The following is a 26595-nucleotide window of genomic DNA, read 5'->3' as shown; positions in this document are numbered from 1 at the left end:
CGCCTCGTCTCAATCATGCATCGACACCCTGCTATGTATTCAACCGGTCTTAACGGCTGTTCAGCATCCGTGTTCCCACCGGCTGCGTTTCTTTTGCCGGGATTGATCGAGGTGTAGAGCCGAGCGTTGAGCCTCGACATATGAAGGAGTTTTGCATTGCCTGACGACCGGGAAGATCGCGAGAACGGCGCCGCTCAGTCCAGCAGCAATCACCTTCTTGATCGGGTGCCGCCCGACGAGCGCGCTCGTATGGACAGCCGCCTTGAACCCGTCCTTCTTGTCGCAGGACAAGTGCTGTACGAGCCGGGCCAACCGCTGACCCACGTCTTTCTGCCTTTGACCGGCATGATATCGCTGGTCGCGGTCATGAGCGATGGTCGGACCGCAGAAGGGATGACGATCGGCCGCGAGGGCGCCGCTGCCCTCAGTGCAAGCGGCTATGTAGACGATGCTTTCAATCGCTACGTGGTGCAGCTGCCCGGCAGCGGTTACCGGGTCAAAGCCGAGGACTTCGAAGACCTGGTCGATGAAAGCGTCGAATTCTGTTCCGCGGTCACGCGCTGGCGCGAGGTCATGATTCGGATGTCGTTACAATCGGTCGCCTGCAACGCGCTCCATACCGTTCGGCAGCGGCTTGCGCGTTGGATCCTGACCACTCACGATCGGACCGAAACCGACAGACTGCCGCTAAAGCAGGAGTTTTTGGCCGAAATGCTGGGGGTGAAGCGTAACGCCGTCAATATCGTGGCTCGAGAGTTTCTTGCGATCGGCGCGATAGAATACAAGCGCGGAAAGATTTCGGTCATCAATCCCGAACTGCTCAGGGAAGAGTCCTGCGAATGCTATACGCTCATCCGGGGCGAAATATCGAAGCTGTTCACGCAGCCTCCGAGTAGTGAATGCGAGGACTGACGTCCCGGTGCCGGATCGTCGATATGCGGACGAAGGCGCTTGGGGTACGTCTTTCTAAAAACGCGTTTCACGTTGACAGTTGCTTCGCCGTCTCGCCGTCGATCGTCCGCAGAGCATTATGAATGGCGGTTGCTGCCTTAGCACCGTGCCCGGTTGCAACGCTGATCTGGTCGAGGCCGGCAACGACATCACCGGCAGCGTAACAACCGGTGATGTTGGTCAGCTGATCGTCGTCTACAGCGATGCACCGACAGTCACTTAACGCAACGCCGACCGCGACCGCCAGTTCGGTGTTGATGTCAGAACCGAGCGCCGGATAGACGGTATCCACTACGATGGTGCCGGCACCTTTTTCGAGAGTGATCGAAACCTCATCGCCCGAGCCGAAATCGATCGAAGCGACTGGGGCAGCAGCAAGTGTGACCCCGGCCTTATCCAGCGCGCGTCGATCGTTGTCGTCAAGTTCGGCGGTCTCGTTCGCCACCAACGTGATGTCCTCGGAATATGTTCTAAGGAACAGTGCTTCGGCCACTCCATGCTCGTCGCCACCGATGACGGCGATACGTGATCCGGTCGCCTCGAACCCGTCGCAGATGGGGCAGTATCGCAACTTCCCGCTTACCAAAGCCTGTCGGTGCGTTTCCGGGTCGATCGCGGGGCTGCGATTGACCACGCCGGTGGCGAGCAACACCGTGCGCGCCTCCAACACGCGATCAGCCGTCGACACACGAAACGTGTCGCCATCCCGCTGCAGGGCTGTTGCTCGTTCGTAGCATATCGCCGCGCCATAGCGTTCGGCCTGTTCCCGCATGCGATCAAGCAACTCGTCGCCGCCGATGCCGTCGGGGAAACCCGGGTGGTTATGCGATCTGGGGATCCAACTTGCCCGGCTTTTGCGCTCGTCGACGACCACTACCTGACGATGGAAACGGGCAAGATAAATGGCAGCGGTCAATCCTGCCGGTCCGCCGCCGATAATCACGCAATCCGTAAGCATGGCTGGTCCTTGTCAATACGAACCGCTCCCTCGGCTTCTTACGGAGCGATTACCCTTGATATCACCGGCGCAAAGCGCCGCTGCCAGGCTCGATGGGATCGGCCCCCGCGACCAGGTTCCATCCTTTCCGGATCGCATACTGTACGCCCCAGCCAAGCGCGTAGGTCGCAACCAACGGTGCGATGCCGCGAACTGCTTTTTCGGCGACGGTGCCGATGATCGCTCCCTTGATCCCGCTATCGCCGTCACCGCGATCAATGGCGGCGCCGATCAGCGCGCCGAGTAGATTAGCCATGGCCTGTCCTTACTGATGTGCGCCCGGCCACGAGGCCGGGCGCACCGTTGGAGAATGGTTACGCCAGCGTCCGGACAGACGGCTCCCGGTCCCAGTAGCGCTTCTTCGCCGCCTCGACGAACGTCGCGAGGTCGGTCACGCCGTCGTCGGGTTCGACACCCGCCTTGTCGAGCAACGGCTTGGCTTCATCGTTGAACCCGATGGCCTTGAGGTGACCGAAGGCGTCCATGACCCACTGCACGGCCGCGCCTTCCTTTACCAATTTGGCACAGGCCTCCTCCGACAGGATGACGGCGCAGGCGTCGACTGTGACCGAAGGCTGACCGAACAACTGTGCGTCCGCAGCGATCGCGGTCCCGTCGGACAGCGGCACCTTGCCGACCTTGGGCGCGATCGTCAGCGGCGTGCCGCCTGCGGCCTTCACTGCGTCCTTCACCGAATTCAGATCATCGGCATCGGTGCCGTCGGCAATCAGGATACCGACCGTGCGGCCCTCCAGCGTGTGCTTTTCCAGTGGCCCGCGGATGATGCGGAGTGCCGGCGACGGATCCAGATCGAGAACAGGTGCGGCGGTCGGTGACGCCTTCGGCAGGTCCATCGCGAGGCCGTCAGCAACGCGCTGCGCCAGATCCTCATCGACGTTGCGCAGGTTGGCCATCACCGCGATGCGGATATGCTCCAGGCTGACCTTCGACAGCTCGAACACCAGCGCAGACGCGATATGCGCCTGCTCTGCCGGGTCCATCGACCGGAAGAAGAGGCGCGCCTGGCTGTAGTGGTCGGCGAAGCTCTCCGGGCGGATGCGCAGCTTCTCGCCCTGCTCCTCCGAAGGGAAGGTTTTATAGCCCTTGTCGGGGTCCTCGCGCGCGCCGGCTTCCTCGCCGGCCTTGGCAAGGCTGTTCGGCTCGTAATTGGCGCGTCCCTTGGGGATCGCCATCTGCATGTGGCCGTCGCGCTGCTGGTTCAGAAACGGGCAACCCGCCGCCTCGGCGCGGCCCTTGGCCGAGTTGATCGGCAGCTGATGGAAGTTGACCGAGCCGAGCCGTGACAACTGGGTGTCGGTATAGCTGAACAACCGGCCCTGCAGCAGCGGGTCGTTGGAGAAGCCGATGCCGGGGACGACATGGCTCGGCACGAACGCCGCCTGTTCGGTCTCGGCGAAAAAATTGTCGGGATAGCGGTCGAGCACCATCTTGCCGACGATGCGGACCGGTAGCACCTCCTCGGGGATGAGCTTGGTCGCGTCGAGCACGTCATAGGGCTGGCTGTTCGCGAAATCCTCGTCGAACAGCTGCACGCCCAGCTCCCAGGTCGGGAAGTCGCCGCGGTCGATGCTCTCGAACAGGTTGCGGCGTTGGAAGTCGGGATCGGCGCCGGCGATCTTCACCGTCTCGTCCCAGATCGTCGAGGCGAGGCCAGCCTTCGGCTTCCAGTGGAACTTGACGAAGGTGCTCTTGCCCGCCTTGTTGATGAAGCGGAAGGTGTGGACGCCGAACCCCTCCATGTTGGCGAAGGTGCGCGGCAGCGTGCGGTCCGACATCGCCCACATGATCATGTGGGTGGACTCGGGCATCAGGCTGATGAAATCCCAGAAGGTATCGTGCGCGGTCGCCGCCTGCGGATATCCGCGGTCGGCCTCCATCTTGGCGGCGTGCACGAGATCGGGGAACTTGATCGCGTCCTGGATGAAGAACACCGGGATGTTGTTGCCGACCAAGTCCCAGTTGCCCTCACGGGTATAGAATTTGACCGCGAAACCACGCACGTCACGGGGCGTGTCGATCGAACCGGCACCGCCCGCGACGGTCGAGAAGCGGGTGAACACCTCGGTCCGCTGGCCCTTCTTCTGGAACAGGTCGGCGACGGTGATGTCGGCGAGGCTCTCGGTGCATTCGAAATAGCCGTGCGCGGCGCTGCCGCGAGCGTGGACGATCCGCTCGGGGATGCGCTCGTGATCGAAGTGGTTGATCTTCTCGCGGTAGATCTCATCCTCGAGCAGCACCGGACCACGCGCACCGGCCTTTAGCTGGTTCTGGTTATCGGCGATCGGCGTGCCGTGATTGGTCGTCAGCACCGGATGATCGTCGTCAGTGGTCTGATGGGTTTCGCCGCCTGCGTAGCCTTGCTGCTGCGATTTGCGTTCTGATGCCATGTTCTAAGCCCCTTTGTCGTCACGCAGCCAGGCGTGCGCGGTGCGATGCCAATATGTTTGCTCAACAGGCAAAGGGGGCGCCCATCAAAGGCACCCCCTTCCCTGCTACGATCCGGCTGTCCACGCCGGGTTAGATCTTGTCGCCGAGCGCACCCTTGATGCTGCCCTTGAGCTTCTGCCCCTTACCCGTCGCCTGCTGTGCGGCACCATCTGCCGCCATGTCGGGGTTGTCGGTGCGAGTGCCGACTTCCTGCTTGGCATCACCGACCATGTCGTTAATCGCACCCTTCACCTTGTCCACGAACTCGCCCATCAGATGCCTCCTATGTTGACCGAACCTAAAACGACCCGAATGACTATTGGCTCCCGTTATGCCCGGAAAAATGCATAAGGCTGGAACGGTTGGCGGTTGAACCTGTTCGGACGGTGACAGGGGAATGCCGATGCACCGTTTGCTGATCGCCGAGGATATTCCGGCCATCGCCGTCGATATCAAAACCATCGCGCGCGACCTCAGTATCGACGTGCCATCCAACTCGGGTTCTCGGCCGGGTGGGACGCAAAAGCGATTTGGGTTTGATCCAAGCCCCAAAAGCGGGCGCGACCCTGCCGGGCACGGCTCTATCGGCGCTCGTATGCTAACCGCGCCACCAAGCCGGCGTCTCGACTGATATGGTAACGATTCTCTTGTGAGGTGTGCCACGTGGTACACTCATGTCATGAGGAACTGGTCGCCGAACCGGGTGCGGCGTTCGTCAGCGGCGCGATCGGCATCAAGCTCCACGACCGGGAGGACCATGCCGCCTATCTGGCGAGCTGGTTGCAAGCGCTGCGCAACGACAAAAGGTGCATCTTCACCGCCGCCAAACAGGCACAGGCCGCGGCCGACTGGCTGTTGGGCCGGATGGGCGCGGAGAGCGCGGCTCGTATGGAGGAGGCTGCATGAGATAGCCTCCAGCCTTCCCCGGCTCCTGCACGGGCCGGGGATGGCCGGATGTCCGTAGGCGGGGTGGCCGGGCCGCGCCGTTCCCTGGCGTGACCGGCACCGGCGCCTTCGGCGCCGCTGATCCGCTGGCACGGATTGCGGCCCGGGGAGAGGTTCAGGAGGAGCTTGACCCTGTTTCAGGTTTTAATTGAATCCTCATGCGCCCACGCATATATCGGTCGCAACATGGCCGTCCCCGCTGTTGCCACTGGCATCAAGGGGCGGCCTTCTTCATATCTGGGCCGGATGCTTCCGCCCTATACCAAACCCCATCTCAGTTTCGCCGACCAGCTCGCGCTCCTCGTGCAGCGCGGCTTGGTCGTGACCGACCCGGTCAGGGCGATCCTCCATCTCCAGAGGATCGGCTATGGGCGCCTCACGCCCTATTGGCAGCCGTTCCAGCAGCTCGTCCCCGATCCCGGTGACGCGACGCGGACCATCCGCACCGAGCAGTTCCGGCCAGGCGCCGAGTTCCGCCACGCGGTCGATCTCTACCTGTTCGACAAGCAGCTCCGTCTTCTCTTCCTCGATGCGATCGAGCGGATCGAGGTCGCGCTGCGCGTGGATCTCGCACACGCGCTGGGCAAGCGCGATCCCTTTGCCCACCGCGCGACCGCCTTTCTCGACGCCCGTCGTGCCAACCAGGCGGTGCCCGGAGGGGGAACCCGGCACCAGAACTGGCTCGCCAAGGCCGATGGGGCGATCGCCCGCTCCAAGGACGACTGGATCAAGGAGTTCTACGCCACCTACAGTCCGCCCGTGCCGATCTGGATGGCGGTCGAGGCCTGGGATTTCGGCACCTTGTCCTGGCTGCTCGAGATGGCGCACCCCAATGATCGCGCCGCCATCGCCAAACGCTACGGCCTTCTTCCCAACACGCTGGTGAGCTGGATCAAGACGCTGGCGTTCGTGCGCAACATCAGCGCGCATCACGCCCGTCTGTGGAACGCGGGCATCATCAATCAGCCGCTGGTGCCAAAGCCCTTCGAGGCACCGCAGCTCGTGCATATCGGCAGCGATCTCCATCGTCGCACGCGCGTCTATGGTGCCGCAGCAGTCGCAAGCTACTTCGTCGGGCGGATCAATCCCGGGACATCCTGGCCCGCCCGCATGAAGGGCCACTGGCAGGCGTTCCCGGCCATGCCGTTCGCAAGTCCCATCCAAGGCGGCTTCTTGGCCGGTTGGGACGCAGAAGCGATCTGGGCCTGATCTAAGCCCACAGCGGGCGCGACCCTGCCGGGCACGGCTCTATCGGCGCCTGCGCGCCGACCAAGCCACCGTGCCGCATATGGGTGACGATCCTCGCGTAGGGTGTGCCACGTGGCACACATATGGCCCCGCACCTTCGCGCGGGACGTAGCCGGTCATGCGCCGCGGCCCTCCCCCGGAGGCCCGTCAACGCGGGGAACACCAAGGGCTGCTGCCCTTTCGTTCCCGAAGCAAAATCGACAGCCCCGTGTGGTCCGCCAAGCGCGGCACCCGACGCCTTGTCGGCGTCGGCCGCGCTAGGGCGGCCTGCCCGCGCCAGGCCATCGATTTCGCTCCTCCCTCCCCATCCCGCTCCTCGCCGGAGAGGCAGATCCTCGCCGATGCGACCAATCTCGGCCTCGGGCGCATGGCGGAAAGCTCGCGTGGGCTGACATTGTCACGCCTGCGCTGGACTGCGGAATGGCATGTGCGCGATGAAACGTACCTGTCGGCGCTGGCGGCGATCGTAGACTGCCACACCGCGCATCCGCTCGCCCAGGTCTGGGGACCGGGCGACACATCGTCCTCGGACGGGCAGTTCTTCCGCGCCGGCGGTCAGGGCGAGGCGCGCGCCGATCGCAACGCCCGCTACGGCAGCGAACCCGGCGTGCTGTTCTACACCCACGTCACCGACCGCTTCACGCCGTTCCATACCAAGGTCATAGCCGCCAATGCTGGCGAGGCCGCGCATGTCCTCGACGGCCTGCTCGATCATGAGAGTGAACTGGTGATCCGCGAACATGCGACCGATACCGCCGGGGCGGTCGATCATGTCTTCGGCTTGTGCCATCTGCTCGGCTTCCGCTTCGCACCGCGTATTCGCGACCTCAACGAACGCCGCCTGTATAGCCTGTCGTCGCTCGATCCTTGGCCGACGCTGCGCCAACTTGTCGCGGGCCCGGTCAACGTTCGCGCGATCGAAGAGGATTGGGACGAGACGCTGCGGCTCGCCGCCTCGATCCGCGCCGGCACCGTCAGTGCCTCGGTCATGCTGCGCAAGCTGGCGGGTTTCCCGCGTCAAAACCCCGTCGCCCGCGCGCTGCGTGAGATCGGGCGGATTGAGCGCACACTGTTCATGCTCGACTGGTTCGACGATCCCGAACAGCGGCGTCGCACCGGCAGCATCCTCAACAAGGGTGAGGCCCGCAACGCGCTCGCCCGCGCCGCAGCTATCGCTGGATCGCCCGCGATCTCAGTCTCAGCAAGAACACCGTCGCTGCGATCGTCGGGCGTGCCAAGGCGGACACCACTCGCGTCATTGAGGTGGCGGCAGAAATCTGATCGCCGGCAAGGGCAGAAATCGCCCATAAGCGGTCGCGTGGATATTTCGACGACGCGGGGGTGACCGCGTCCTATGGGCCGGTTAGGTGAGAAGCTAGTGGTGATCGGAAGTCGATCAGCCCAAGGAGAGCCCGTATGCTGTTTCACACCATGGTCGGATCGAACGACATTGAACGGTCGAAGCGCTTCTACGACACGGTGCTCGCCACTTTGGGGGCAGGCGAAGGGACGCGGAACATCGCCGACAGCGGCCATACGCGGCTGATCTACAATAATGGCAACGGAACCAACTTCATCGTCAGCCAGCCGATAAACGACGAACCGGCAAGCGTCGCCAACGGCAGCACCGTCGCCTTTTCGTGCAACTCGCCTGAACAAGTGAAGCAGCTTCATGATACCGCGGTCGCCAACGGCGGCACCTCGATCGAAGCCCCGCCCGGCCCGCGTAATACGGCATCGCTGGGAACAGTTGAACTTGCCTATTTTCGCGACCCTGACGGCAACAAACTATGCGGAATTCATTTTCCGGCATGATCTGATCGACACGGGTTCGCTTTTGATCCTAGCGGACCCGGATTTGCGATCGCGCTAGTGTCCGCTTCCCACCAGACATTGCCATTTAGCTTGGGGTGTCATTTCGCCCTCAGCCGGAACCGACCCCATTCAGATGCGCCGCGTGTGCTGAGCGAGGCGATTGCGCGGATTGCGACGTTCTGGCAGCTGTCGAATGCGCGGCTGGGGGCGATCCTCGGTCTGTCGGCGCCGACCGTGTCGCGGCTGCGCGGCGGCAGCTACCGGCTGGAGGCGGGGAGCAAGCCGTTCGAGCTGGCGCAACACCTGCTCCGCCTGTTCCGCTCGCTCGACAGCTGGCTGGGGCAGGACGACGAGGCGGCGCGATCGTGGCTGGCGACGCCGAACCTCGATCTGGGCGCGACGCCGCTCGAGCTGATCGCGAGCGTGCGCGGGCTGCTGCGCACCGGCGACTATGTCGACGCGCTGCGTGCGCGTGTCTGAGGATTTGGACGCGGGGTATCTCGCCGATCACGCCCGCCCCTATCGCGGGCGGGTGATCCGCATGGTCGAGGCGCAGCACCGTATCGCCACCAACCGCCTCGCGGACGATGGTAAGGCGCAGGCGCTGCTCGAGGCGCTGGCTGACGACGTCAAGCCGGCGCTGCCGCCCGCGGCGCAGAGCCTGCCCTGGCTGCTCGCCGCGCCGTTCCGGTATGGCCTGGGGCGCCCGTCGCGGTTCCGCGGCTCCGACGTGCTGCCCGGCATCTTCTACGCGGCGGAGGATATCGCGACCGCGGTCGCCGAGACGGCCTATTGGCGGCTGGTCGCCTTTTCGCGTTCGCCGGGCTTCCGCCGGCCGCGCACGCCGACGCCGATGTCGGCCTTCGCCGTCCATGTCGCGAGCGGGTCCGCGCTCGACCTGACGCAGGCGCCGTTCGACACCCCCGCGGGCCGCTGGACGCATCCGACCGATTATACGGCGACGCAGGCACTGGCTGCGGCCGCGCGGGTCGCCGGCATCGTGGTGTTGCGGGCGCCGTTCGCGCGGGCACGGGGCGGGATCAACGTCGCGGTGCTCGACCCCGCCGCTCTGGTGCCGCCCCCTGCCCCGCATTCGAGCTGGGCGTTCCTCGCCACGCACGACGGCCTGATCGCGACGCGCGAGATGCGCAGCGAGGCGCTGCGCTTCACCGCTGCGGGGTTTGGAATCGGTTGACATGTCGGTGTGTCGACATGTCGGCTATTCGACATGTACTGGTTTCGAGTGGTTCAAAAAGCTATGTTGGTGTCAGCTCCACCAAGGCGCCATTGCCATCGCGCAGCGCCCAGAGCGTGCCGTTCAGCGCCTCCTCGATGTCGCCGGCAACGTTGAGGAGGTTTCAACTCGCATGAAGCCGCTAAATTTCGGAATTCTAACCCAGCAAATCCGTGGCAAAGGCACGCACGCCCGGGCCGATGTCCGGCCGCGCCAGCGCGAGCGCGAGGTTGGCCTGGATATATCCCGCCTTGTCCCCGCAATCGTAGCGCGCACCGTCGAAGGTGAAGCCGTGGAACGGCTGCTGCCCGATCAGCTGCGCCATCGCGTCGGTCAGCTGGATCTCGCCACCTGCGCCCTTTTCCTGCCGCTCCAGGATGCGCATCACTTCCGGCTGCAGGATATAGCGGCCGGGAATCATCAGGTTGGAAGGGGCGGTGCCCTTCGCCGGCTTTTCGACCAGCGCCGTGACCTCGGTCAGCCGCCCATCGACCTTGCCCGGCGAAATGATTCCATACTTGTCCGTCTCACTGTCCGCGACTTCCAGCGCCCCGACGATGTTGCCGCCGACCTTTTCATAGGCCGCGACCATCTGCGCGACGAAGCCCGGCGTGCCGACCATCAATTCGTCGGGCAGCAGCACCGCAAACGGTTCGTCACCAACGATTTCGCGCGCGCACCAGACGGCGTGGCCGAGGCCCAGCGGCTCCTGCTGGCGGATATAGACCGGGCTGCCCGGTTTCATGCGCGTGCCGTTGACGATTTCGAGGCTCTTGCCCCGCGCGCGCATCGTGTCTTCCAGTTCGTAGGCGATGTCGAAATGGTCTTCGAGCGCGTGCTTGCCGCGACCGGTGACGAAGATGATCTGCTCGATCCCCGCCTCCAACGCCTCGTCGACCGCGTACTGGATCAGCGGCTTGTCGACGACGGTCAGCATCTCCTTCGGCATCGCCTTGGTCGCTGGCAGGAACCTGGTGCCGAGGCCCGCCACGGGGAATACCGCCTTACGTACGCGCTTGATCATCATTTCATCCTCCCCGCAGGGCGCGCAGCACTAGCCACCCCCCGTTGCAATCGCAACGATTGCTCGGACTGCTTGCGTTATAATCGACCATGGAGGGTCATCAGGCTTCTCATTCGTACCAATTCAACAGCCAATATGTCAGCTATTCTGCTCGATATGCGGATGAGTGCTTCGACAAACCGCTATAAATTACCGTTACGATCTTGGCCCTTCGGGCTACAGGCAATACTTACCATAGAGTTTGCTACCCCCATGACGATCGTTCCTGTGATCCTTTCGGGAGGATCCGGCACCCGGCTGTGGCCGATGTCGCGGCCCGAAAGCCCCAAGCAGCTGCTGCCGCTGACCGCGGACGAAACCATGCTGCAACTGACCGCGCGACGGGCGCATGGCGAGGCCTTCGCCGCACCGATCGTGGTCGCCAATGCCCGCCACGCCGGTGCAATCGACGAACAGCTGGCAGCGGTGGATGCCAGGCCGCAAGCCGTCATCCTAGAGCCGGTCGGCCGCAACACCGCGCCGGCAATCGCGCTGGCGGCGCTGGCGGCGGGGGAAGACGCGCTGCTGGTGATGCCGTCTGATCACGTCATCGCCGATGTCGAGGCATTCCGCGCCGCGGTCGACGCCGCGATTCCGATGGTCGCGGATGGCTGGCTGGTGACGTTCGGGATCGCGCCCGATGCGCCCGAAACCGGCTATGGCTGGATCCAGGTGGGCGACCAACTGGCCGAAGGCGTGCATCGCGTCGCGCGCTTCATCGAAAAGCCGCCGCGCGACCGTGCCGAGGCGATGCTGGCGGCGGGCGACCATGTGTGGAACGGCGGCATCTTCCTGTTCCGCGCCGACATGTTCCTGGGCGCGCTGGCGGCGCATGCCCCGGCGATCCTAACTGCGGCGCAGACGGCGATGCGGCAAGCCCGGCACGAAGGCGTGCGGGTCTATCCGGATGCGGACGCGTTCGGGGCGTCGCCGTCGGATTCGATCGACTATGCGGTGATGGAACGCGCCGATCGCGTCGCGGTAGTGCCGGTGGCGATGGGCTGGAGCGATGTCGGCAGCTGGGACGCGCTGCTCGCGATCAGCCCGTGCGACGAGCGTGGCAACCACCATCGCGGCGAGGTGCTGGCGATCGACACGAACAACTGCCTGATCCGATCAGACGGCGTCCGCATCTCGGCGGTGGGCGTCAGCGATCTGATCGTGGTGGCGTGCGGCAACGACGTGATGATCGTGCCGAGCGGCCGAAGCCAGGACGTCAAGAAACTGATCGAAGCGATGCAAAAGTAAGGATCGGCCCGGGCCGTCAGGCAATGACGGCCTGGGCTAATAGCGCGGCGATGCCATCGCGGCATGTGCCGCCCTGCTCGAAAGACCACGAGCGGCAGGCGGGTTTGACGGCTGTCACACAGCGGTAACCTCCGTCGCATCCTGACGTAACATTCTCCCGCCACGGGCAGCAGCGACACGACCGGTGCGGCCACGCATCGGCGCCATCACGCTCAGGGGGAGCATCATGCACGCCATTCGTCCGGCCTTCCGCGCGCTTGCGGGGGTTTCGCTTGTCGCACTCGGTTTCGCCGCGCAGCCGGTGCTCGCCGCCTCGGTGGATGCGCCCGCCGCCACGCCGGCGGGGGCGCCCGTCGAAGGGCCGATCGTGTCGGGCCGCATCTATGACGCGAGCGGCCTTGCGCTGCCCGGCGCACGCATCGTCGTCGAGGGGACGGGCGCGCAGGCGACGACCAATTTGCAGGGCGAGTTCACGATTTCGACGCCGGATGCGAGCGGCGACGTCACCTTGCTGATCGACTATCTCGGCCGCCCGCCGGTGACGCGGACGATCACCGCGGCCGAGCGCGGTCGCGCCGTGTCGTTCACTTTGCCCGCGGCGAGCGGCGGGGAGGGCGACATCGTCGTCGTCGGCGCGTCGCTGGTCGACAATACCGCGCGCGCGCTCAACCAGCAGCGCACCGCCGACAATACGATCACCGTCATCTCGGCGGACGCGATCGGCCGCTTCCCCGATCCCAATATCGCCGAGGCGCTGCAGCGCGCGCCGGGCGTCGGCATCGAGCGCGACCAGGGCGAGGGCCGCTACATCAACGTCCGCGGCGCGCCGTCGGAATGGTCGGCGATCTCGGTCGACGGCATCCAGATCCCCTCGGTCGATCCGACGACGCGCGCCGTCGACCTCGACACGATCCCGTCGGACATCGTCGCCAACCTTGAGGTGACCAAGTCGCTGCTCCCCTATCAGGACGCGGATTCGATCGCGGGTGCGGTCAACATCACGACGCGCTCGCCGTTCGATCGCAAGGGCTTCGCGCTGACCGGCATGGGCGGCATGAGCTACAACCAGTTCGGCAAGGGGCACGATTATCGCGGGTCGGCCGCGATCAGCGACACGTTCGGCCAGGATCGCCAGTTCGGCGTGCTGCTGTCGGGCAGCTATTCCTCGACCCACCGCCGCCCCGACAATGTCGAGAATACGTGGAGCCAGACGCCCGCCGGCCTGCGCGTCACCGAAACCCTGTTCAAGGATTACGACACCAAGCGCCAGCGCATCGCCGGCACCGGCGCGTTCGAATGGCGCCCGTCCGACGCCACGCACGCCTGGGTGCGCGGCACCTATGCGCGCTTCCAGGACGACGAATTCCGCGACCGGATCGGCATCACCTGGGATGCGGGGACGTTGCAGGCAGGATCGACCGATCGGACCGCGACTTACACCAATACGCGTATCCAGAAGCAGGTGCGTCACAGGAAACAGGTCAACGAGATCTGGACCGTCACCGGCGGCCTGGAACAGCGGCTGGGTGACGGCACGATCCGCGCCGACGTCGCCTACAGCGAAAGCTCGCAGACCTATCCACGTCGCGACGAACTGCTGTTCCGCTCGACCTTGCGCCCGACGCTCTCGTACAATTTCGCCGACGCCGACCTGCCGAGCTATTCGCTGTTCACCAGCAACGAGCACCTCCAGACCAATCGCTACGGCTTTCAGGAAAACACGTTCCGGTCGAACACGACGAAGAACGACGAGCTGACGGTTGCCATCCGCACCGACCTGCCGATCGCCGAATTCGTCACGCTGTCGACGGGCGGCAAATATCGCGAGCGCCATATCAGCGCGGACGAAGAGCGCCTCCGCAACACCAGCGCGTCGGCCGCGCCGAGCCAGACGCTGGCCGGCTTCCTCTCCGACGAGGATTCGCGCAACTTCGGGTACGACCTGGGCAAGCGGATCGATCCGGGCCTCGCCGACGCCTATTTCGACGCCAGCCGCTCGAACTCGCCGCGCCGCCTGCCGCAATCGCTGACCGCCGATTATACCGCGGAGGAAAGCATCCTCGGCCTGTTCGCCATGACGAAATACGTGAACGGCGGCACGACATTGGTCGCGGGCCTGCGCGTCGAGACGACCAACTTCCAGTCGAGCGCGCCGTCGGTGTCGCGCACGGGGGCGATCCAGACCGCGACCGGCAAGGCGGGCTACGTCGATTTCTTCCCCAATGTGACGCTGCGCCAGGCGTTCACGCCCAACCTGATCCTGCGCGCGGCCCTCAGCCGTGCGATCAACCGCGCCAATTTCCCGCAGCTCGCGCCGCGCGTGCTCGAGACGACCGAGGGCAATACGATCCGGGTGGAATCGGGCAATCCGCGCCTCAACCCGACGCTGGCGAACAACGTCGATGCGGGCCTGGAATATTATATTCGGCCGCTGGGCGTCGTGTCGGTCAACGGCTTCTACAAGGACCTGACCGACTATCGCTACACGCTCAACCGGCAGGGCGTGTATCTGGGCCTGCCCGCGATCTTCAGCAGCCCGATCAATGCGCGCAAGGGCGAGCTGTACGGCGTCGAGCTGAACTGGCAGCAGCAGCTGTCGTTCCTGCCCGGCCTGCTGGGCGGCCTCGGCGTCTTCGCCAACTATACCTACACGCAGGGCCACGCGACGTTCGACGGCACGTACGGGGGCCGCAGCCGCTTCGCGCTGCCCGGCCAGTCGACGCATATGTGGAACGCCAGCGTCTTCTACGAGCGTGGGCCCGTCAACCTGCGCGTCGCCTATACCAAGCGCAGCGATTATCTGGACGAAATCAACGCCGACAATCCCGCGCTGGACCTCTATTGGGAAGGCCGCGGCCAGCTCGACGTGACGGGCAGCGTGCAGCTTGCAAAGGGCATCAACCTGTTCGCCGAGGGCAAGAACCTCACCAACACGCCGGGCGTGCGCTATTTCGGCGAGCGGTTCCGGACGTACGAATATGAGAAGTTCGGCTATTCGATCTTCGCCGGCGTGCGGGTGAAGCTGTGAGGAGCGTCCTCTCCGCCCTGCTGCTCGCCGGCTGCGCGAGCGTTCCGGCCGCGGCGCCGCTGACGCAGGCGCCGCTCGTCGCGGCGAGCGCCGAGACCGATCCGGTCGACACCGCGCACGACGCGGCGGACGATCCCGCGATCTGGCGCAATGCCAAGGACCCGGCAAAGAGCCTGGTCATCGGCACCGATAAGAAGGCGGGCATCCACGTCTACGACATGACGGGCAAGCGCGTGTCCTTCACCCCGGCCGCGCGGCTCAACAACGTCGATCTGCGCGAGGTCGGGGGGCGCCCAGGAACGACGAGGGTGATCGCGGTGGCGAGCGACCGGGCGGACGTCGCCCAGGCGCATGTCGTGCTGTTCACGCTCGACACGTCGACACGTCGACTGGTGCCGATGGGGCGTTACCCGGTCGGCCCCGGCGAGGCGTACGGCATGTGCCTGTGGACGCGCGCGAAGGACAAGGCGCTGTTCGGCTTCGTCGTGCTGAAGGACGGCCGGATCGATCAGGTCCGTATTGACGTATCCGGCCCCTCCCCCGTCGTGACGACGGTGCGCAGCATGAAGCTCGGCACGCAGGCGGAAGGCTGCGTCGTCGACGACCGGACGGCCACGCTCTACGTCGCCGAGGAAGACGTCGGCCTGTGGCGCTTCGCCGCGGATCCCGCCGCGCCTGCAACCGCGACGCCGATCGCGCGCGTCGACGGCAAGACGCTCGTCGCCGACGCCGAGGGCTTGGCGCTTGCCCCACAGGGCAGGACCGGCGGCTATCTCGTCGTCTCCAGTCAGGGCGACAATGCCTACACGCTCTACCGCCTGCCTGCCGTCACCTATGCCGGGCGCTTCCGCATCGGCGGGGGCGCGATCGACGGCACCAGCGACACCGATGGCATCGAGCTGGCGCTGGGCGATTTCGGTCCGGCCTACCCGCAGGGCCTGTTCGTCGCGCAGGACGGCGACAATGCGCCCGACACGCAGAACTTCAAATACGTCAGCTGGGCGAAGGTGAAGGCGGCGCTAGGCCTGTAGGATTGTCGACACGTTGAGGTGTCAGCCGGCATAGGCCTTGACCAGGTCGTATAGATAATCGCGACCCGTATAGACCGCCTTCACGATCGCGCGTTCGTTCAGGCCGTGCGTGCCGTTGCCGTCGGGATCGCCGTACAGGCCGGGCGGGCCGTAGGACGGGATGCCGATCGCTTCCAGATAGATGCCGTCGGTCGCGCCGGTCGACATCATCGGCGCGAGCGGTACGCCCGGATAGTAACGCGCGAGCAGCCGTTCGGCGGGCTGGACGATCTTCGGGTCGAGCGGCGGGGGCACGGCCGCGGGCCCGCGATCGTCGACCTGCTTCACCGTCATGCGCGGATCGGCGATTATCCGCTCCAGCGTCGCGCGCACCGCCTCGGCCGACACGCCGGGGAAGATGCGGCAATTGATATTGGCGCCCGCGCGCTGCGGCAGCGCATTGTTGGCATGGCCGCCGTCCAGCAGCGTCGCGACGCAGGTCGTGCGCAGCATCGAATGATAGCTTTTGTCGGTGTTGAGCAGCGTTTCGGCAGCCTTGTCGGTCGGGTCGGCCGCGATCCGCTGCATCGCCGCGCCCATCGCGTCCCCCCGCGCCTTGCCTGCGACGCGGAAATAGGCGCGCGTGGTGTCGGACATCTGCAACGGGAAGTCATAGGCGCGCAGGCGGCCGAGCGCGTCGGACAGTTCGTAAATGGCATTGTCGCGCACCGGCGCCGAGCTGTGGCCGCCGGGGTTGGTCGCCTCGATCCGGTAATTGACCGCCGCCTTTTCGCCGACATGGATATTGGCGATCGCGAGGTTGCCCTTGCCGTCCGACCGCCCGCCCCCGCCTTCGTTGAGCGCGAACTCCGCCGCGATCAGCTCGGGCCGGTTCTGCGCGAGCCAATTCATGCCATTGAACGCCCAGCTGGTTTCTTCGCCGCAGGTCAGCGCCAGCTTGATCGTGCGCTTGGGGCGATAGCCGCTCTCCTTGAACCGGATCATCGTATCGACCCAGATCGCGTCCATCGCCTTCATGTCCGCGGTGCCGCGGCCGTAGAAATAGCCGTTTTCCTCGACCATCTTATAGGGATCGCGCGTCCAGTCCTTGGGATTGGCGACGACGACGTCGAGATGGCCGATCAGCAGCATCGGCTTCACCGTGCGGCTGGTGCCCGGCAGCGTCACGACCAGCCCGCCCTCCTTGGGATGATCGGGTACGGCAAAGCGGGTGATCGCCGACGCCGGATAGCCCGCCGCCAGCAGCCGCGCCTCGATCGTGCCGGCGAGCGCGGTGCAGCTGCCCGTCGTGATGCTGGTGTCGGTCTCCACCATCTCCTGGTAGAGCGCGCGGAAGCGGACCTGGTCGGGGCGCAGCGGCGTCGCGGGCTGCTGTGCCGCCCCGCTGCCCGACAGCGTCAGCAGCATCGCGCCGATCGTCGCCCCGAGGATTCCCTGCGTCCGTCCCGCCATCGCCCGCCCCCATTCGTTGTGCGGACACTATGCATGACGCCCGCCAGCGAGAAAGGGAAATCCGGCAGCCACCGCCGCTTACGCCTTATGTCGTCAACGCGTTACCCGGCCGGTCAAGATTAGTCGACGTGTCGACATGTCGGCGCGTCGGGACCACGGGGCGATAAGCGACTCCGATCCGCCGCACCGCCCTCCCCCGCCGCGCGAGCAGCCCGCGTACATAGGCACGGGCCGCCGCCTCATCAGCAAAGCTGCGCACCAGTTCGCGCCCCTGCGTCCCGATCCGCCCCCAGCGCGTCTCGATCATCACCTGCCCGAACAAATCCCGATACGCCGCCACCCGCCACCGCCGACGCACGTTGCGCGCCACATCGATGGCGACGAGATCAATGGGCGTGAACGGCAGCTCGTCCATGCCCGCGAGTCTAAGCGACGCCGCCCGCCCTGTCCGACGGATTTCCTGAATCAGTGATGGGCGGGTGATTCAGCGGGTGAATCAGCCGCGCCGCTCGCCCGCCCTTCGGTCCCCCTGCGGAATGGGCGTTTCGGCTATCGCGGTCAGGATCGCGCGGCCGTAGGCGGTCTTGGCGAGTGCTTGGCCGCGGGCCTCCGCCGCTTCGCGGGGGATAAAGCTTTGGAGGTAGGCGATCTCTTCCAGGCAAGCGATCTGGATGCCCTGGCGGTGCTGGATGGTGCGGACGAATTCCGCCGCTTCGAGCAGGCTGTCGTGCGTGCCGGTGTCGAGCCAGGCGAAACCACGGCCCATCGCTTCGACGTGGAGCGTGCCTGCGGTCATGTAGCGGCGCGCGAGGTCGGTGATCTCCAGCTCGCCGCGTGCCGAGGGCACGAGTGCCGCGGCATGGTCGCAGACGCCGGCATCGAACATGTAGAGGCCCGTCACCGCCTGGTTCGATCGGGGGTGTTCGGGCTTTTCCTCAAGCGACATCGCCCGGCCGCCGTCGTCGAAGGCTATGACGCCATAGCGTTCGGGATCGTCGACCCGGTAGGAGAAGAGCGTCGCGCCGCCCTCCGCCTCGATCCGGGCAACGGCCTGGCGCAGCAAGGTGCACAGGCCGTTGCCGAAGAAGATGTTGTCGCCGAGCACCAGGGTCACCGCCTGCCCCGCGATCCAGTCGCGCCCGATCGTGAACGCCTGCGGCAGCCCCTCCGGCGCGGGCTGTTCGGCATAGGCGATGGCGAGGCCGAGCGCCGATCCGTTGCCAAACAGCGTGCGGTAATGCGGCAGATATTCGGGGCTGGAGATGATCAGGATGTCGCGGATGCCGGCGAGCATCAGTGCCGACAACGGATAATAGATCATCGGCTTGTCGTAGACCGGCAGCAGCTGCTTGTTGACGACCAGCGTCGCCGGGTGAAGCCGCGTGCCCGTGCCGCCGGCGAGGATGATGCCCTTCATGCCCGCAGCGTATCAGCGGGGCGCTAACAATTCGATGCAAACAGTTCCGGCCGGCGCAGCCGCAGCGCCTGGAGCAGCATGAAGAACTTGGCGTCGCCGATGCGGCCGCTGACCGCCTCTGCCCACAGCGCGTCGAGCGGTTCCTCGCGCGCGTCGATCGTCTCGATCTCGTCCACGGCGCCCCCCCCTGTGTCGACCCGGTCCGCCGCAGCATATTCGGCGAGGAACAGGTGGACGCGCTCAGTGGTGCTCGACGGCGTCATCCAGACGTGCGCGACCGGCTCGACGTGGCGCAGGCGCAGCCCGGTTTCCTCATAGGCCTCGCGCCGGGCAGTGTCGGCGGGTGCCTCGTCCTCGGTCACGCCGGCGATCGCTTCGGCGAAGGGCCGCCCGCCGAGATAGAGGACCGCGTCGCGCGTCTGGCGGACGGTCATCGCGACGCGGCGGACGGGATCGTAGGCGAGCACGGTTGCGCCCGAAACATGCTCGACCACCGCCCGGTCGCATTCGACGTCGCCGAGCCGCAGCCGCAGCATCTGAAGGCTGAGCCAGCCACTGTAGAGTGGGCGAACGGCGAGGACGACATCGGTCATGCTGGGGCCGCTAGAGGCTGGCGCGTGGGTCCGCCAGCCCCCGCCGCACGTCCGCGGCGCGGTCTGCGATGATCGGGCGCCACCAGGCTTCGTTGTCGAGATACCAGCGGATCGTCGCTTCCAGCCCAGTGTCGAAGCTTTCGCGAGGCGCCCAGCCGAGTTCGTCGCGGATCCGCGTGGCATCGATCGCATAGCGCTGGTCGTGGCCGGGCCGGTCGGCGACGAAGGCGATCTGCGCGGCGTAGGAGCGGCCGTCGGCGCGCGGGCGCAGCCGGTCGAGCGTGCGACACAGCGCCTGCACCACGTCGATGTTGCGGCGCTCCGCATCCCCGCCGATCGCATAGCGCCGGCCGGGCTGGCCGCGCTCGAATACTGCCCGCAGCGCGCGGGCGTGATCATCGACGAACAGCCAGTCGCGCACCTGCTCGCCGCGGCCGTAGACGGGCAGCGCGTGGCCCGCGAGCGCCTTGCCGATCATCAGCGGGATCATCTTTTCGGGGAAGTGATACGGCCCGTAATTGTTCGAGCAATTGGTGACGAGCACCGGCAGGCCGTAAGTATGCCCCCAGGCGCCGACCAGATGGTCGGACGCCGCCTTGCTCGCCGCATAGGGCGAGCGCGGGTCGTAGGGCGTCTCTTCGGTGAAGCGGCCGGTCGGCCCCAGGCTGCCGAACACCTCGTCGGTCGAGATATGGTGGAAGCGGAAGGCGGCGCGGCCGGCCGTGTCGAGTCCCTGCCAATAATCGCGCGCAGCGGTCAGCATCGTGAAGGTGCCGACGATATTGGTGTCGACGAACGCGGCGGGGCCGTCGATCGACCGGTCGACATGGCTCTCCGCAGCCAGGTGCGTCACGATATCGGGGCGGAAATCGTGCAGGGCGGCCGCGACCGCGGCACCGGTGCGGATATCGCCGCGCACGAAGCGGTAGCGCGGATCGCTCGCGACCGGCGTGAGCGCGGTCAGCGTACCGGCATAGGTCAAAGCGTCGTAGACGAGCACCTCATGCTCCGTCTCGCGGATCAGGTGGCGGACGAGCGCCGAACCGATGAACCCGGCCCCGCCGGTAACGAAGATGCGCACGGTAGGGCTTTTAGCACAGGAGGGTTAACGCACCTGCCGACACCTTCCCCGACATGTCGAACTGTCGACATATAGACATATCAACACTCCACCACATTGACCGCCAGCCCGCCGAGGCTGGTTTCCTTATATTGCGAGCGCATGTCCTCGCCGGTCTGGCGCATCGTCTCGATCACCGCGTCGAGGCTGACGACGTGGCTGCCGTCGCCGCGTAGCGCGAGGTAGGCGGCGTTGATCGCCTTCACCGCGCCCATCGTGTTGCGTTCGATACAGGGGATCTGCACCAGCCCGCCGATGGGATCGCAGGTGAGGCCGAGATTGTGCTCCATGCCGATCTCGGCGGCATTCTCGATCTGCGCGTTGCTGCCGCCCAGCACTGCGGCCAGCGCGCCGGCCGCCATCGAGCAGGCGACGCCGACCTCCCCCTGACAGCCCATCTCGGCGGCCGAGATCGAGGCGCGTTTCTTGTACAGCATGCCGATCGCCGCGGCGGTGAGCAGGAAGGTGCGTGCGCCCTCGCGCCGCGTGTCCTCGTCGCGCGCGACCAGCGTCTCGTAGAAGCGCAGCACGGCGGGCAGCACGCCCGCGGCACCGTTGGTCGGCGCCGTGACGACACGGCCGCCCGCGGCATTCTCCTCATTGACCGCGAGCGCCCATAGGCTGACCCATTCGAACACTTCGGCAGGGTTGCTGCCGGGGACGCAGCCGGTCAGCCCCTGCTCGATCGCGCGCGCGCGGCGCCGGACCTTGAGGCCGCCGGGCAGCATCCCCTCCTGCGCGATGCCGCGGTCGATACAGGCGTGCATGGCGGCGCGCACCGCGTCGAGGAAGGCGTCGGTCTCGGCCGCCTCGCGCCAGGCGGTCTCGTTCGCGCGGACGATCTCGGCGATGGTGAGGCCGGTCGCCTCGCCCAGCTCGAGCAGCTCGGCGCCCGAACTGAACGGGTGGCGCACCGCGACGTTGCTTGCCGACGCCGGCGCGCCTTTGCGCAGGATCGCGCCCCCGCCGATAGAGAAATAGGTTTCGGTATAAGCGCTGCCGTCAGCGTGTTGCGCGGTGAAGGTCATGCCGTTGGGGTGCTCGGGCAGAAATTCGCGCGGGTGGAAGACGATGTCGCTGGCGGCGAAGGCGAGTCCGTGCGTGCCGGCGAGCGGCAGCCGTCCGTCCGCGGCGATCCCGGCAAGGATGCCGGGCGCGGCGTCGGGATCGAGCCGCTCGGGTTCCCAGCCGGCAAGGCCCAGGATCGTCGCGGTGTCGGTCGCATGGCCGCGACCGGTCAGCGCGAGACTGCCGTACAGGTCGCAGGTGACGCGGGTCGGTGCCGCCCCCTGCCCCACGGCCCGCTGCGCGAAGTCGAATGCGGCGCGCATCGGCCCGACGGTGTGCGAACTCGACGGGCCGATCCCGATCGTGAACAGCTCGGCGACGCTGATCGGCCGATGCAGCCCCCGGTCGAGGGGTATAGGTGTAGACGTGTCGACGTGCATGCAGGGTCCCCATCGCCGGCGTCGCTGCCGGCCGCGCCCCATCTGTCGCTTGTGCCTGAGATCGCTATCCCGTCGGCGGACGCAGGGGAGCATCCCCCGCGCCTCTCTCCAGATATCCTCGCATCGCCATGGTCCTTCTGCCTGAGAGTTTCCGGGGCGGTTGCTCCTTCGGCGCCGGGGCTTGGCCCCGGTCTCTCCCATGTCGATGGCGGTGGGTATCGGCCGGGGCGGGGGAGGGGTCAAGGGCGCGTGGCGTTGCGCGTCAGGCTCTATGCGGGGCCGCCGCTTTCGCCAGCTTGGAGGCCTGCCCCTCGCTGACGCCAAGGCGGCTGGCGATGACCTTCAGCGACAGGCCTTGCGCGCGCAGTTCGCCCGCGCGGCGGATCCGATCGTGTCGTTGCATGCCGTTGATCGTCGATGCAGAGTAACCGGATTGCGCCAGTGAACGGTCAGACGATCGACTGCGCCGCTTTGCGATCGGGGGTCATCGGTTCTGTCCGGGTGCGCGGGCGTTGCAGGTCTGCGGCCTTATCGAGGGTCAGTGGCTCATGCGACCAGCCGTCGAAGGTGAAGGCTTGCGCAGACGGCTGCGGTTGCTTGGCGCTGTGCCATAGTTCGTATGGCATGATTATCTCCCCGATACGCGGGCTTTCATACAGAAAGCGGCGTTGAGGGGATAGTCGGGGCATAGTGCCGACGTGTCTCGGGCTATTGACCGTGTGTCACACGGACGGATTGCCGCTTGCCGGCGATCGGAACACGGCTAGAGGGCGGGTCCGAGGGCGTCTGCCTGTTTCCGACATGTCGACACACCGACATGTCGCGAGGGGGAAGGGATCAACCCGCAAGGGTCCCCATTTCCTACTCGAAAGCACGAACTGTTGGAGGCTTACCCCCATTTCCCCTCGTGAAAACGGCATGGGGGTCCAAATCTTCGTGCTTTCGAGTAGGAAATGGCCATGGCTCGTACCCCTGCTTCGAATCGTCCTGCTCATGGTGCTGACGGCATCCCCCAGCGCGATCTGTTCGCGCTCGACAGCCCGCTGCACGGCGAGATCCGCGGCGAGCGCTCGCTGATGGCGTTCCCGTTCTTCGCATTGTCGAAAAACGCCTGGATGAAGCCGCTGACCTACGATCATGCGACCGTCTCGATCGAGGTGCGCCCCTCGGCGAGCGGCGTCGCGACGATCTACGACAAGGAAATCGTACTCTACATCGCCAGCCTGATGGCGGCGAAGCTGGAGGCGGGCGATCGGGTCGAGCAGGATTTCGTCTTTACCGCGCACGACCTGTTCTCGGCGACCGGCTCAAACCATTCGGCGCGCAGCTATGGCCGGCTGTCTGAGGCGCTGGAACGGCTGCAGGGCACGCAGATCAAGACCAATATCGAAGCAGGTGGCGAAGGGGAGGAGGGTTTCTTCTCATGGCTGTCCGAAGCAAAGCTACACTATAGCAAGACGAAGAGCGGCGAACGGCGGCTTAAAGCCGTCAAGGTGCGGCTGTGCGACTGGCTGTATCGCGCGATCCTGCTCGATCGTCATGTGCTCGACTATGCCGCGGCCTATTTCCAACTCGGGCCGATCGAACGGCGCATCTACGAAGTCGCACGCTCGACCTGCGAAGAGGGGAATGTGCTCGACATCGATCTTGCCACCTTCCGGCTCCAGATCGGCTATCAGAACCCGCTGTCGAACTTCAAGGCGGCGCTGAAGCAGATCGTCGCGACCGACGGCATCCCCGATTACCACCTCGAGCTGGTTGAGGAGACCGAGGCCACGCCTGTGGTCGACGCACCGGCACGCCGCGGCCGGCGCGCGCCCCAGGCTCGCGTCGTCATCACGCCGCGTGGACCTGCGCTGACTGCGGACGCACCGCGCGAGGGGTAAGACGGGTCGGCCTTGAAGGGTTTGCGAAGAAGGGTGTTTTCACGCAGAGGCCCGGAGGGCGCAGAGGTGTTGCGCCTGCCGCGGCAGCGGCCTGTCTATCATGGCCGGGAGGAAGGCCTGCGCTGCCGCGCGCGCTACCACTCCGCGTCTCCGCGTGAACCCCTTCTTCGCGTCTTTGCGCGAATCACTGGCCGAATCGCGCGCCCCCAATCGGGGCATGACGGCGCACCGATCCGACCGATTGTCGTCAATTGTTACTCGATAGCACGAAGTCGAGCCGCGCTTATTCTACTCGAAAGCACGAATGGAGCGGTAATTCCTACTCGAAAGCACGAACTTTTTCTGGCTTAAATACTCGAAAGCACGAATCTTGGTCGCTTCCGTTGTTGGATCATTGCTGCAACAAGATCGGCGATGCGCGTCATGTCGACGCAGCGGAAAGCAGGAAGCGGCCGTGACCACATAAAGGAAAGCCCGGCACGAAGGCCGGGCATCCCAGAGGGGGTATTGAAGAGCGGCGTCGCCAAACGTCACTCCACGTGAAAGCATCACCACTTCACGGGCTCTTCCTACCGTCCCGCCCCATCGGGTGCAAGGATGCGCGTTTCGCGCCACGGTCTTTTTCGTCCCCGGTCCCGGCCCCCAAGGGGGAAGGAAGATGACGGCATTTGCCCTCGGCGCGGCGAGTGCGCGCGTACTCGCGCGTGCCGCCGGCGCGCGGCCGACGCGATCGGGCGGGCTGCACCGCACCGGCGCGCCCGTGCGCCGCGGCAGTATCGAGGCGGGAACGTTCGAGGAGGCGTTCTTCGCCGTCCCCGCGCCCGGCGAGACCGATCGGCTGCTCACCACCTGCCGCCGCGCGCGCGACGCCGGCCGCCGCCTGGCGCGCGAGGCGCGCGCCGGCACGCGTACACTCTCGGCCACCGAACGCCGCCTCGCCGCGCTGACCGCGGGCGCGGTGCGCGTGTTCGAGGAGATCTGCACGCTCGCCCGCCTCAACCGCGGCCGCGTCTTCCCGAGCTACGACTGGCTCGCCGAGGCGACGGGCCTAGGCCGGGCGACGATCGCGCGCGCGCTCGTGCTGCTCGAGGCAGCGGGCTTCCTGCTGCGCCAGCGTCGCTTCGTCCGTGCCGAGGGCCAGGGGGCAGGCGGCGGGGCAGGGGAGGCGCCGCGCTATCGCCAAACCTCCAACGCCTATCGCCCGCTGCTGCCTGCGGCGGTGCGCGCCTATCTGCCGCGCTGGCTGCGCCCGGCGCCGGTGCCCGACGATGTGCTCCAGCGCGAGGCCGACCGGCACGAGGCGGAGGCGGCGATGCGTGCCGGCCTCAGCTGCCGGGATCTCGCACAGGTGACGGTGGGCGGCGCACTCGGGCGGATCCTCGCCCGGCTGGGTGCCCGGATCGATGCCGCCAGCGAGTCTCAAAACTATCCGCAACCGCTCATGGATTCTCTTTAATCATGGACATCTGCGTTAGCCTAGACGGCCAACATCCTCCGCCTGACGGCGATGACACGTAAACGACAACAAATAGCCGAACGTAATCGCATCACGCCCAATGCAGGAGTGCCGGCTAACGCCGTCACATGCTCCCTAGAAGGAGCAAGCGGTTGCCGGCGCGATCCTGCCCGACGGGTAGGAATGAGACGCGGTTTGACATGTCGACCACTTGCCACGTCGCCATGTCGACATGTAGGAGGTGTGCATGCCAGTCATCGCGATCATCAGCCAGAAGGGGGGGGCGGGGAAGACAACGCTCGCCATCCACCTCGCCGCGGCCGCCCAGGATGCGGGGCGCGTCGCGCTCATCATCGACACCGATCCGCAGGCGACCGCCAGCCAATGGGCCGCCTGGCGCGGCGACGCGCCGCCCGAAGTGATCGACAGCCCGCCCCCGCGCCTCGCCGCCAAGGTCGCCGCGGCGCAGGGGCAGGGCGCTGAACTGATCGTCATCGACACGCCGCCCCACGCCGACAGCGCCGCCCGCGCCGCGGTCGAGGTCGCCGACCTGGTGCTGATCCCGTGCCGCCCGAGTGCCTTCGACCTTTCGGCGATCCAGACGACTGCGAAGCTTGTCCAGCTGCTCAAGAAACCGGCCTATGTCGTCTTCACCGCCGGCAACCCCAACGCCCCGCGCGTCTACGAAGAGGCCGGCGAGCTGGTCGAGGGCTTCGGCACCCCGCCCTGTCCGATCCAGATCCCCGACCGCGCCGCCTATCGTCACGCCAGCGGGGAAGGGCGCACCGTCATGGAATACGAACCTGCCGGCAAGGCCGCCGACGACATCCGACAGATCTACACGTGGACATGTCGACAGGTCGATCTGCCCGCTCCCCGCAAATCTGCAGCCAAGAAAGCCGCCGCATGAGCCGCAAACCCAGCTTCGCCAACCTGCGCAGCGCCACGACGCCGGCGCCCGCCCCCGTCGCAGCGCCCGCCGCGCCGGCACCGGCACAGACCGCGACCCCGGCGAGCCGCCAGGGCCGCAAGCAGATCGCCGGCTTCTTCAGCCCCGAAATGTCCTTCGCAATGCACACGCTGGCTCGGCGTCAGGGGCGGAGCCTCCAAGCGCTGATGGCGGAAGCGTTCAATGACGTGTTACGGAAGCACGGGGAAAGCCCGATCGGTGATTAGGGTCAGGACCTATTGATGTGAGTGTCGTGATCTGATTCA

General features: G+C 66.1%; 27 protein-coding genes, 1 pseudogene and 1 riboswitch. Of the genes and pseudogenes, 15 read left to right on the top strand and 13 right to left on the bottom strand.

Annotation, left to right across the window (positions count from 1 at the left end; translation table 11 throughout):
* Positions 1 to 156 precede the first annotated feature (156 nt).
* The gene (locus ACP7A3_RS18050) at positions 157 to 912 is read left to right on the top strand and encodes a Crp/Fnr family transcriptional regulator (RefSeq protein ID WP_426256741.1); all 756 of its coding nucleotides are present in this window, start codon (positions 157 to 159) and stop codon (positions 910 to 912) included.
* Positions 913 to 979: 67 nt separating this feature from the next.
* Here ACP7A3_RS18050 and ACP7A3_RS18045 read toward each other — a convergent pair whose 3' ends face one another.
* The 4 genes from ACP7A3_RS18045 to ACP7A3_RS18030 all read right to left on the bottom strand — a co-directional run bounded on the left by ACP7A3_RS18045 (position 980) and on the right by ACP7A3_RS18030 (position 4669).
* The gene (locus ACP7A3_RS18045) at positions 980 to 1909 is read right to left on the bottom strand and encodes an NAD(P)/FAD-dependent oxidoreductase (RefSeq protein ID WP_426256742.1); all 930 of its coding nucleotides are present in this window, start codon (positions 1907 to 1909) and stop codon (positions 980 to 982) included.
* A gap of 61 nt (positions 1910 to 1970) precedes the next feature.
* Positions 1971 to 2204: a hypothetical protein gene (locus ACP7A3_RS18040; RefSeq protein WP_426256743.1), complete on the bottom strand. Its 234-nt coding sequence runs from the start codon at positions 2202 to 2204 to the stop codon at positions 1971 to 1973.
* A 58-nt stretch (positions 2205 to 2262) separates the two neighbouring features.
* On the bottom strand, positions 2263 to 4356 hold the full coding sequence (locus tag ACP7A3_RS18035; protein ID WP_426256744.1) for a catalase: 2094 nt from the start codon (positions 4354 to 4356) through the stop codon (positions 2263 to 2265).
* Positions 4357 to 4486: 130 nt separating this feature from the next.
* On the bottom strand, positions 4487 to 4669 hold the full coding sequence (locus tag ACP7A3_RS18030) for a CsbD family protein (protein WP_137788361.1): 183 nt from the start codon (positions 4667 to 4669) through the stop codon (positions 4487 to 4489).
* 130 nt (positions 4670 to 4799) lie between these two features.
* Between ACP7A3_RS18030 and ACP7A3_RS18025 the strand changes: the two genes are divergently transcribed.
* The 7 genes and pseudogenes from ACP7A3_RS18025 to ACP7A3_RS17995 all read left to right on the top strand — a co-directional run bounded on the left by ACP7A3_RS18025 (position 4800) and on the right by ACP7A3_RS17995 (position 9599).
* The gene (locus ACP7A3_RS18025; protein WP_426256745.1) at positions 4800 to 5027 is read left to right on the top strand and encodes a hypothetical protein; all 228 of its coding nucleotides are present in this window, start codon (positions 4800 to 4802) and stop codon (positions 5025 to 5027) included.
* Between the two features lie 32 nt (positions 5028 to 5059).
* Entirely contained in the window at positions 5060 to 5302 is a 243-nt protein-coding gene (locus ACP7A3_RS18020) for a zincin-like metallopeptidase domain-containing protein (RefSeq protein ID WP_426256746.1), read from the top strand.
* 165 nt (positions 5303 to 5467) lie between these two features.
* The gene (locus ACP7A3_RS18015) at positions 5468 to 6550 is read left to right on the top strand and encodes an Abi family protein (protein WP_426262742.1); all 1083 of its coding nucleotides are present in this window, start codon (positions 5468 to 5470) and stop codon (positions 6548 to 6550) included.
* Between the two features lie 367 nt (positions 6551 to 6917).
* A pseudogene (locus tag ACP7A3_RS18010) lies at positions 6918 to 7754 on the top strand (transposase); the annotation flags it as partial.
* Between the two features lie 251 nt (positions 7755 to 8005).
* The gene (locus ACP7A3_RS18005) at positions 8006 to 8404 is read left to right on the top strand and encodes a VOC family protein (protein ID WP_426256748.1); all 399 of its coding nucleotides are present in this window, start codon (positions 8006 to 8008) and stop codon (positions 8402 to 8404) included.
* Positions 8405 to 8548: 144 nt separating this feature from the next.
* Complete coding sequence (locus tag ACP7A3_RS18000) at positions 8549 to 8884, top strand: antitoxin Xre/MbcA/ParS toxin-binding domain-containing protein (RefSeq protein ID WP_426256749.1); 336 nt, start codon at positions 8549 to 8551, stop codon at positions 8882 to 8884.
* A complete protein-coding gene (locus ACP7A3_RS17995; protein WP_426256750.1) occupies positions 8877 to 9599 on the top strand; it encodes an RES family NAD+ phosphorylase in 723 nt (240 codons plus the stop codon). Before ACP7A3_RS18000 ends, ACP7A3_RS17995 begins: the two co-directional genes overlap by 8 nt.
* Positions 9600 to 9795: 196 nt before the next feature.
* On the opposite strand, the gene galU is transcribed toward ACP7A3_RS17995, so the two are convergent.
* A complete protein-coding gene (galU, locus tag ACP7A3_RS17990; protein ID WP_426256751.1) occupies positions 9796 to 10665 on the bottom strand; it encodes a UTP--glucose-1-phosphate uridylyltransferase GalU in 870 nt (289 codons plus the stop codon).
* A 249-nt stretch (positions 10666 to 10914) separates the two neighbouring features.
* Between galU and ACP7A3_RS17985 the strand changes: the two genes are divergently transcribed.
* The 3 genes from ACP7A3_RS17985 to ACP7A3_RS17975 all read left to right on the top strand — a co-directional run bounded on the left by ACP7A3_RS17985 (position 10915) and on the right by ACP7A3_RS17975 (position 16008).
* Positions 10915 to 11949: a mannose-1-phosphate guanylyltransferase/mannose-6-phosphate isomerase gene (locus ACP7A3_RS17985; protein WP_426256752.1), complete on the top strand. Its 1035-nt coding sequence runs from the start codon at positions 10915 to 10917 to the stop codon at positions 11947 to 11949.
* A gap of 226 nt (positions 11950 to 12175) precedes the next feature.
* Positions 12176 to 14977, top strand: coding sequence for a TonB-dependent receptor (locus tag ACP7A3_RS17980; protein WP_426256753.1), 2802 nt, complete (start codon positions 12176 to 12178; stop codon positions 14975 to 14977).
* Positions 14974 to 16008, top strand: a complete 1035-nt coding sequence (locus ACP7A3_RS17975) for a phytase (RefSeq protein WP_426256754.1) — start codon at positions 14974 to 14976, stop codon at positions 16006 to 16008. The genes ACP7A3_RS17980 and ACP7A3_RS17975 overlap by 4 nt, the downstream gene beginning before the upstream one ends.
* Positions 16009 to 16029: 21 nt before the next feature.
* Here the strand turns inward: ACP7A3_RS17975 and ACP7A3_RS17970 are convergent, their stop codons facing one another.
* The 8 genes from ACP7A3_RS17970 to ACP7A3_RS17935 all read right to left on the bottom strand — a co-directional run bounded on the left by ACP7A3_RS17970 (position 16030) and on the right by ACP7A3_RS17935 (position 22664).
* Positions 16030 to 17460: a M20/M25/M40 family metallo-hydrolase gene (locus ACP7A3_RS17970; protein ID WP_426256755.1), complete on the bottom strand. Its 1431-nt coding sequence runs from the start codon at positions 17458 to 17460 to the stop codon at positions 16030 to 16032.
* 85 nt (positions 17461 to 17545) lie between these two features.
* The gene (locus tag ACP7A3_RS17965) at positions 17546 to 17875 is read right to left on the bottom strand and encodes a WGR domain-containing protein (RefSeq protein WP_426256756.1); all 330 of its coding nucleotides are present in this window, start codon (positions 17873 to 17875) and stop codon (positions 17546 to 17548) included.
* Positions 17876 to 17956: 81 nt separating this feature from the next.
* On the bottom strand, positions 17957 to 18877 hold the full coding sequence (gene rfbA / locus ACP7A3_RS17960) for a glucose-1-phosphate thymidylyltransferase RfbA (RefSeq protein ID WP_426256757.1): 921 nt from the start codon (positions 18875 to 18877) through the stop codon (positions 17957 to 17959).
* A 23-nt stretch (positions 18878 to 18900) separates the two neighbouring features.
* Positions 18901 to 19470, bottom strand: a complete 570-nt coding sequence (locus tag ACP7A3_RS17955) for an NUDIX domain-containing protein (RefSeq protein WP_426256758.1) — start codon at positions 19468 to 19470, stop codon at positions 18901 to 18903.
* 10 nt (positions 19471 to 19480) lie between these two features.
* A complete protein-coding gene (gene rfbB / locus ACP7A3_RS17950; RefSeq protein WP_426256759.1) occupies positions 19481 to 20551 on the bottom strand; it encodes a dTDP-glucose 4,6-dehydratase in 1071 nt (356 codons plus the stop codon).
* An 80-nt stretch (positions 20552 to 20631) separates the two neighbouring features.
* Positions 20632 to 22038, bottom strand: a complete 1407-nt coding sequence (locus ACP7A3_RS17945; protein ID WP_426256760.1) for an L-serine ammonia-lyase — start codon at positions 22036 to 22038, stop codon at positions 20632 to 20634.
* A 119-nt stretch (positions 22039 to 22157) separates the two neighbouring features.
* A riboswitch (glycine riboswitch) is annotated at positions 22158 to 22248 on the bottom strand.
* Between the two features lie 52 nt (positions 22249 to 22300).
* Positions 22301 to 22441, bottom strand: coding sequence for a hypothetical protein (locus tag ACP7A3_RS17940; protein WP_426256761.1), 141 nt, complete (start codon positions 22439 to 22441; stop codon positions 22301 to 22303).
* A 46-nt stretch (positions 22442 to 22487) separates the two neighbouring features.
* Positions 22488 to 22664, bottom strand: a complete 177-nt coding sequence (locus ACP7A3_RS17935) for a hypothetical protein (protein WP_426256762.1) — start codon at positions 22662 to 22664, stop codon at positions 22488 to 22490.
* Between the two features lie 327 nt (positions 22665 to 22991).
* Between ACP7A3_RS17935 and ACP7A3_RS17930 the strand changes: the two genes are divergently transcribed.
* The 4 genes from ACP7A3_RS17930 (at position 22992) to ACP7A3_RS17915 (ending at position 26556) form a co-directional block, all read left to right on the top strand.
* The gene (locus ACP7A3_RS17930) at positions 22992 to 23924 is read left to right on the top strand and encodes a replication initiator protein A (RefSeq protein WP_426256763.1); all 933 of its coding nucleotides are present in this window, start codon (positions 22992 to 22994) and stop codon (positions 23922 to 23924) included.
* A gap of 658 nt (positions 23925 to 24582) precedes the next feature.
* Positions 24583 to 25380 carry a helix-turn-helix domain-containing protein gene (locus tag ACP7A3_RS17925; protein WP_426256764.1) on the top strand — a complete coding sequence of 266 codons (798 nt, stop codon included), beginning with the start codon at positions 24583 to 24585 and terminating at the stop codon, positions 25378 to 25380.
* A gap of 247 nt (positions 25381 to 25627) precedes the next feature.
* Positions 25628 to 26290, top strand: coding sequence for a ParA family partition ATPase (gene parA / locus ACP7A3_RS17920; protein WP_426256765.1), 663 nt, complete (start codon positions 25628 to 25630; stop codon positions 26288 to 26290).
* Positions 26287 to 26556, top strand: coding sequence for a ribbon-helix-helix domain-containing protein (locus tag ACP7A3_RS17915; protein ID WP_426256766.1), 270 nt, complete (start codon positions 26287 to 26289; stop codon positions 26554 to 26556). The genes parA and ACP7A3_RS17915 overlap by 4 nt, the downstream gene beginning before the upstream one ends.
* The last annotated feature ends 39 nt before the right edge of the window (positions 26557 to 26595 follow it).

The sequence above is a fragment of the Sphingomonas sp. DC5200-1 genome (assembly GCF_049897245.1).
Taxonomy (GTDB): domain Bacteria; phylum Pseudomonadota; class Alphaproteobacteria; order Sphingomonadales; family Sphingomonadaceae; genus Sphingomonas; species Sphingomonas aquatilis.
This window is presented reverse-complemented; position numbering and strand designations above follow the sequence as displayed.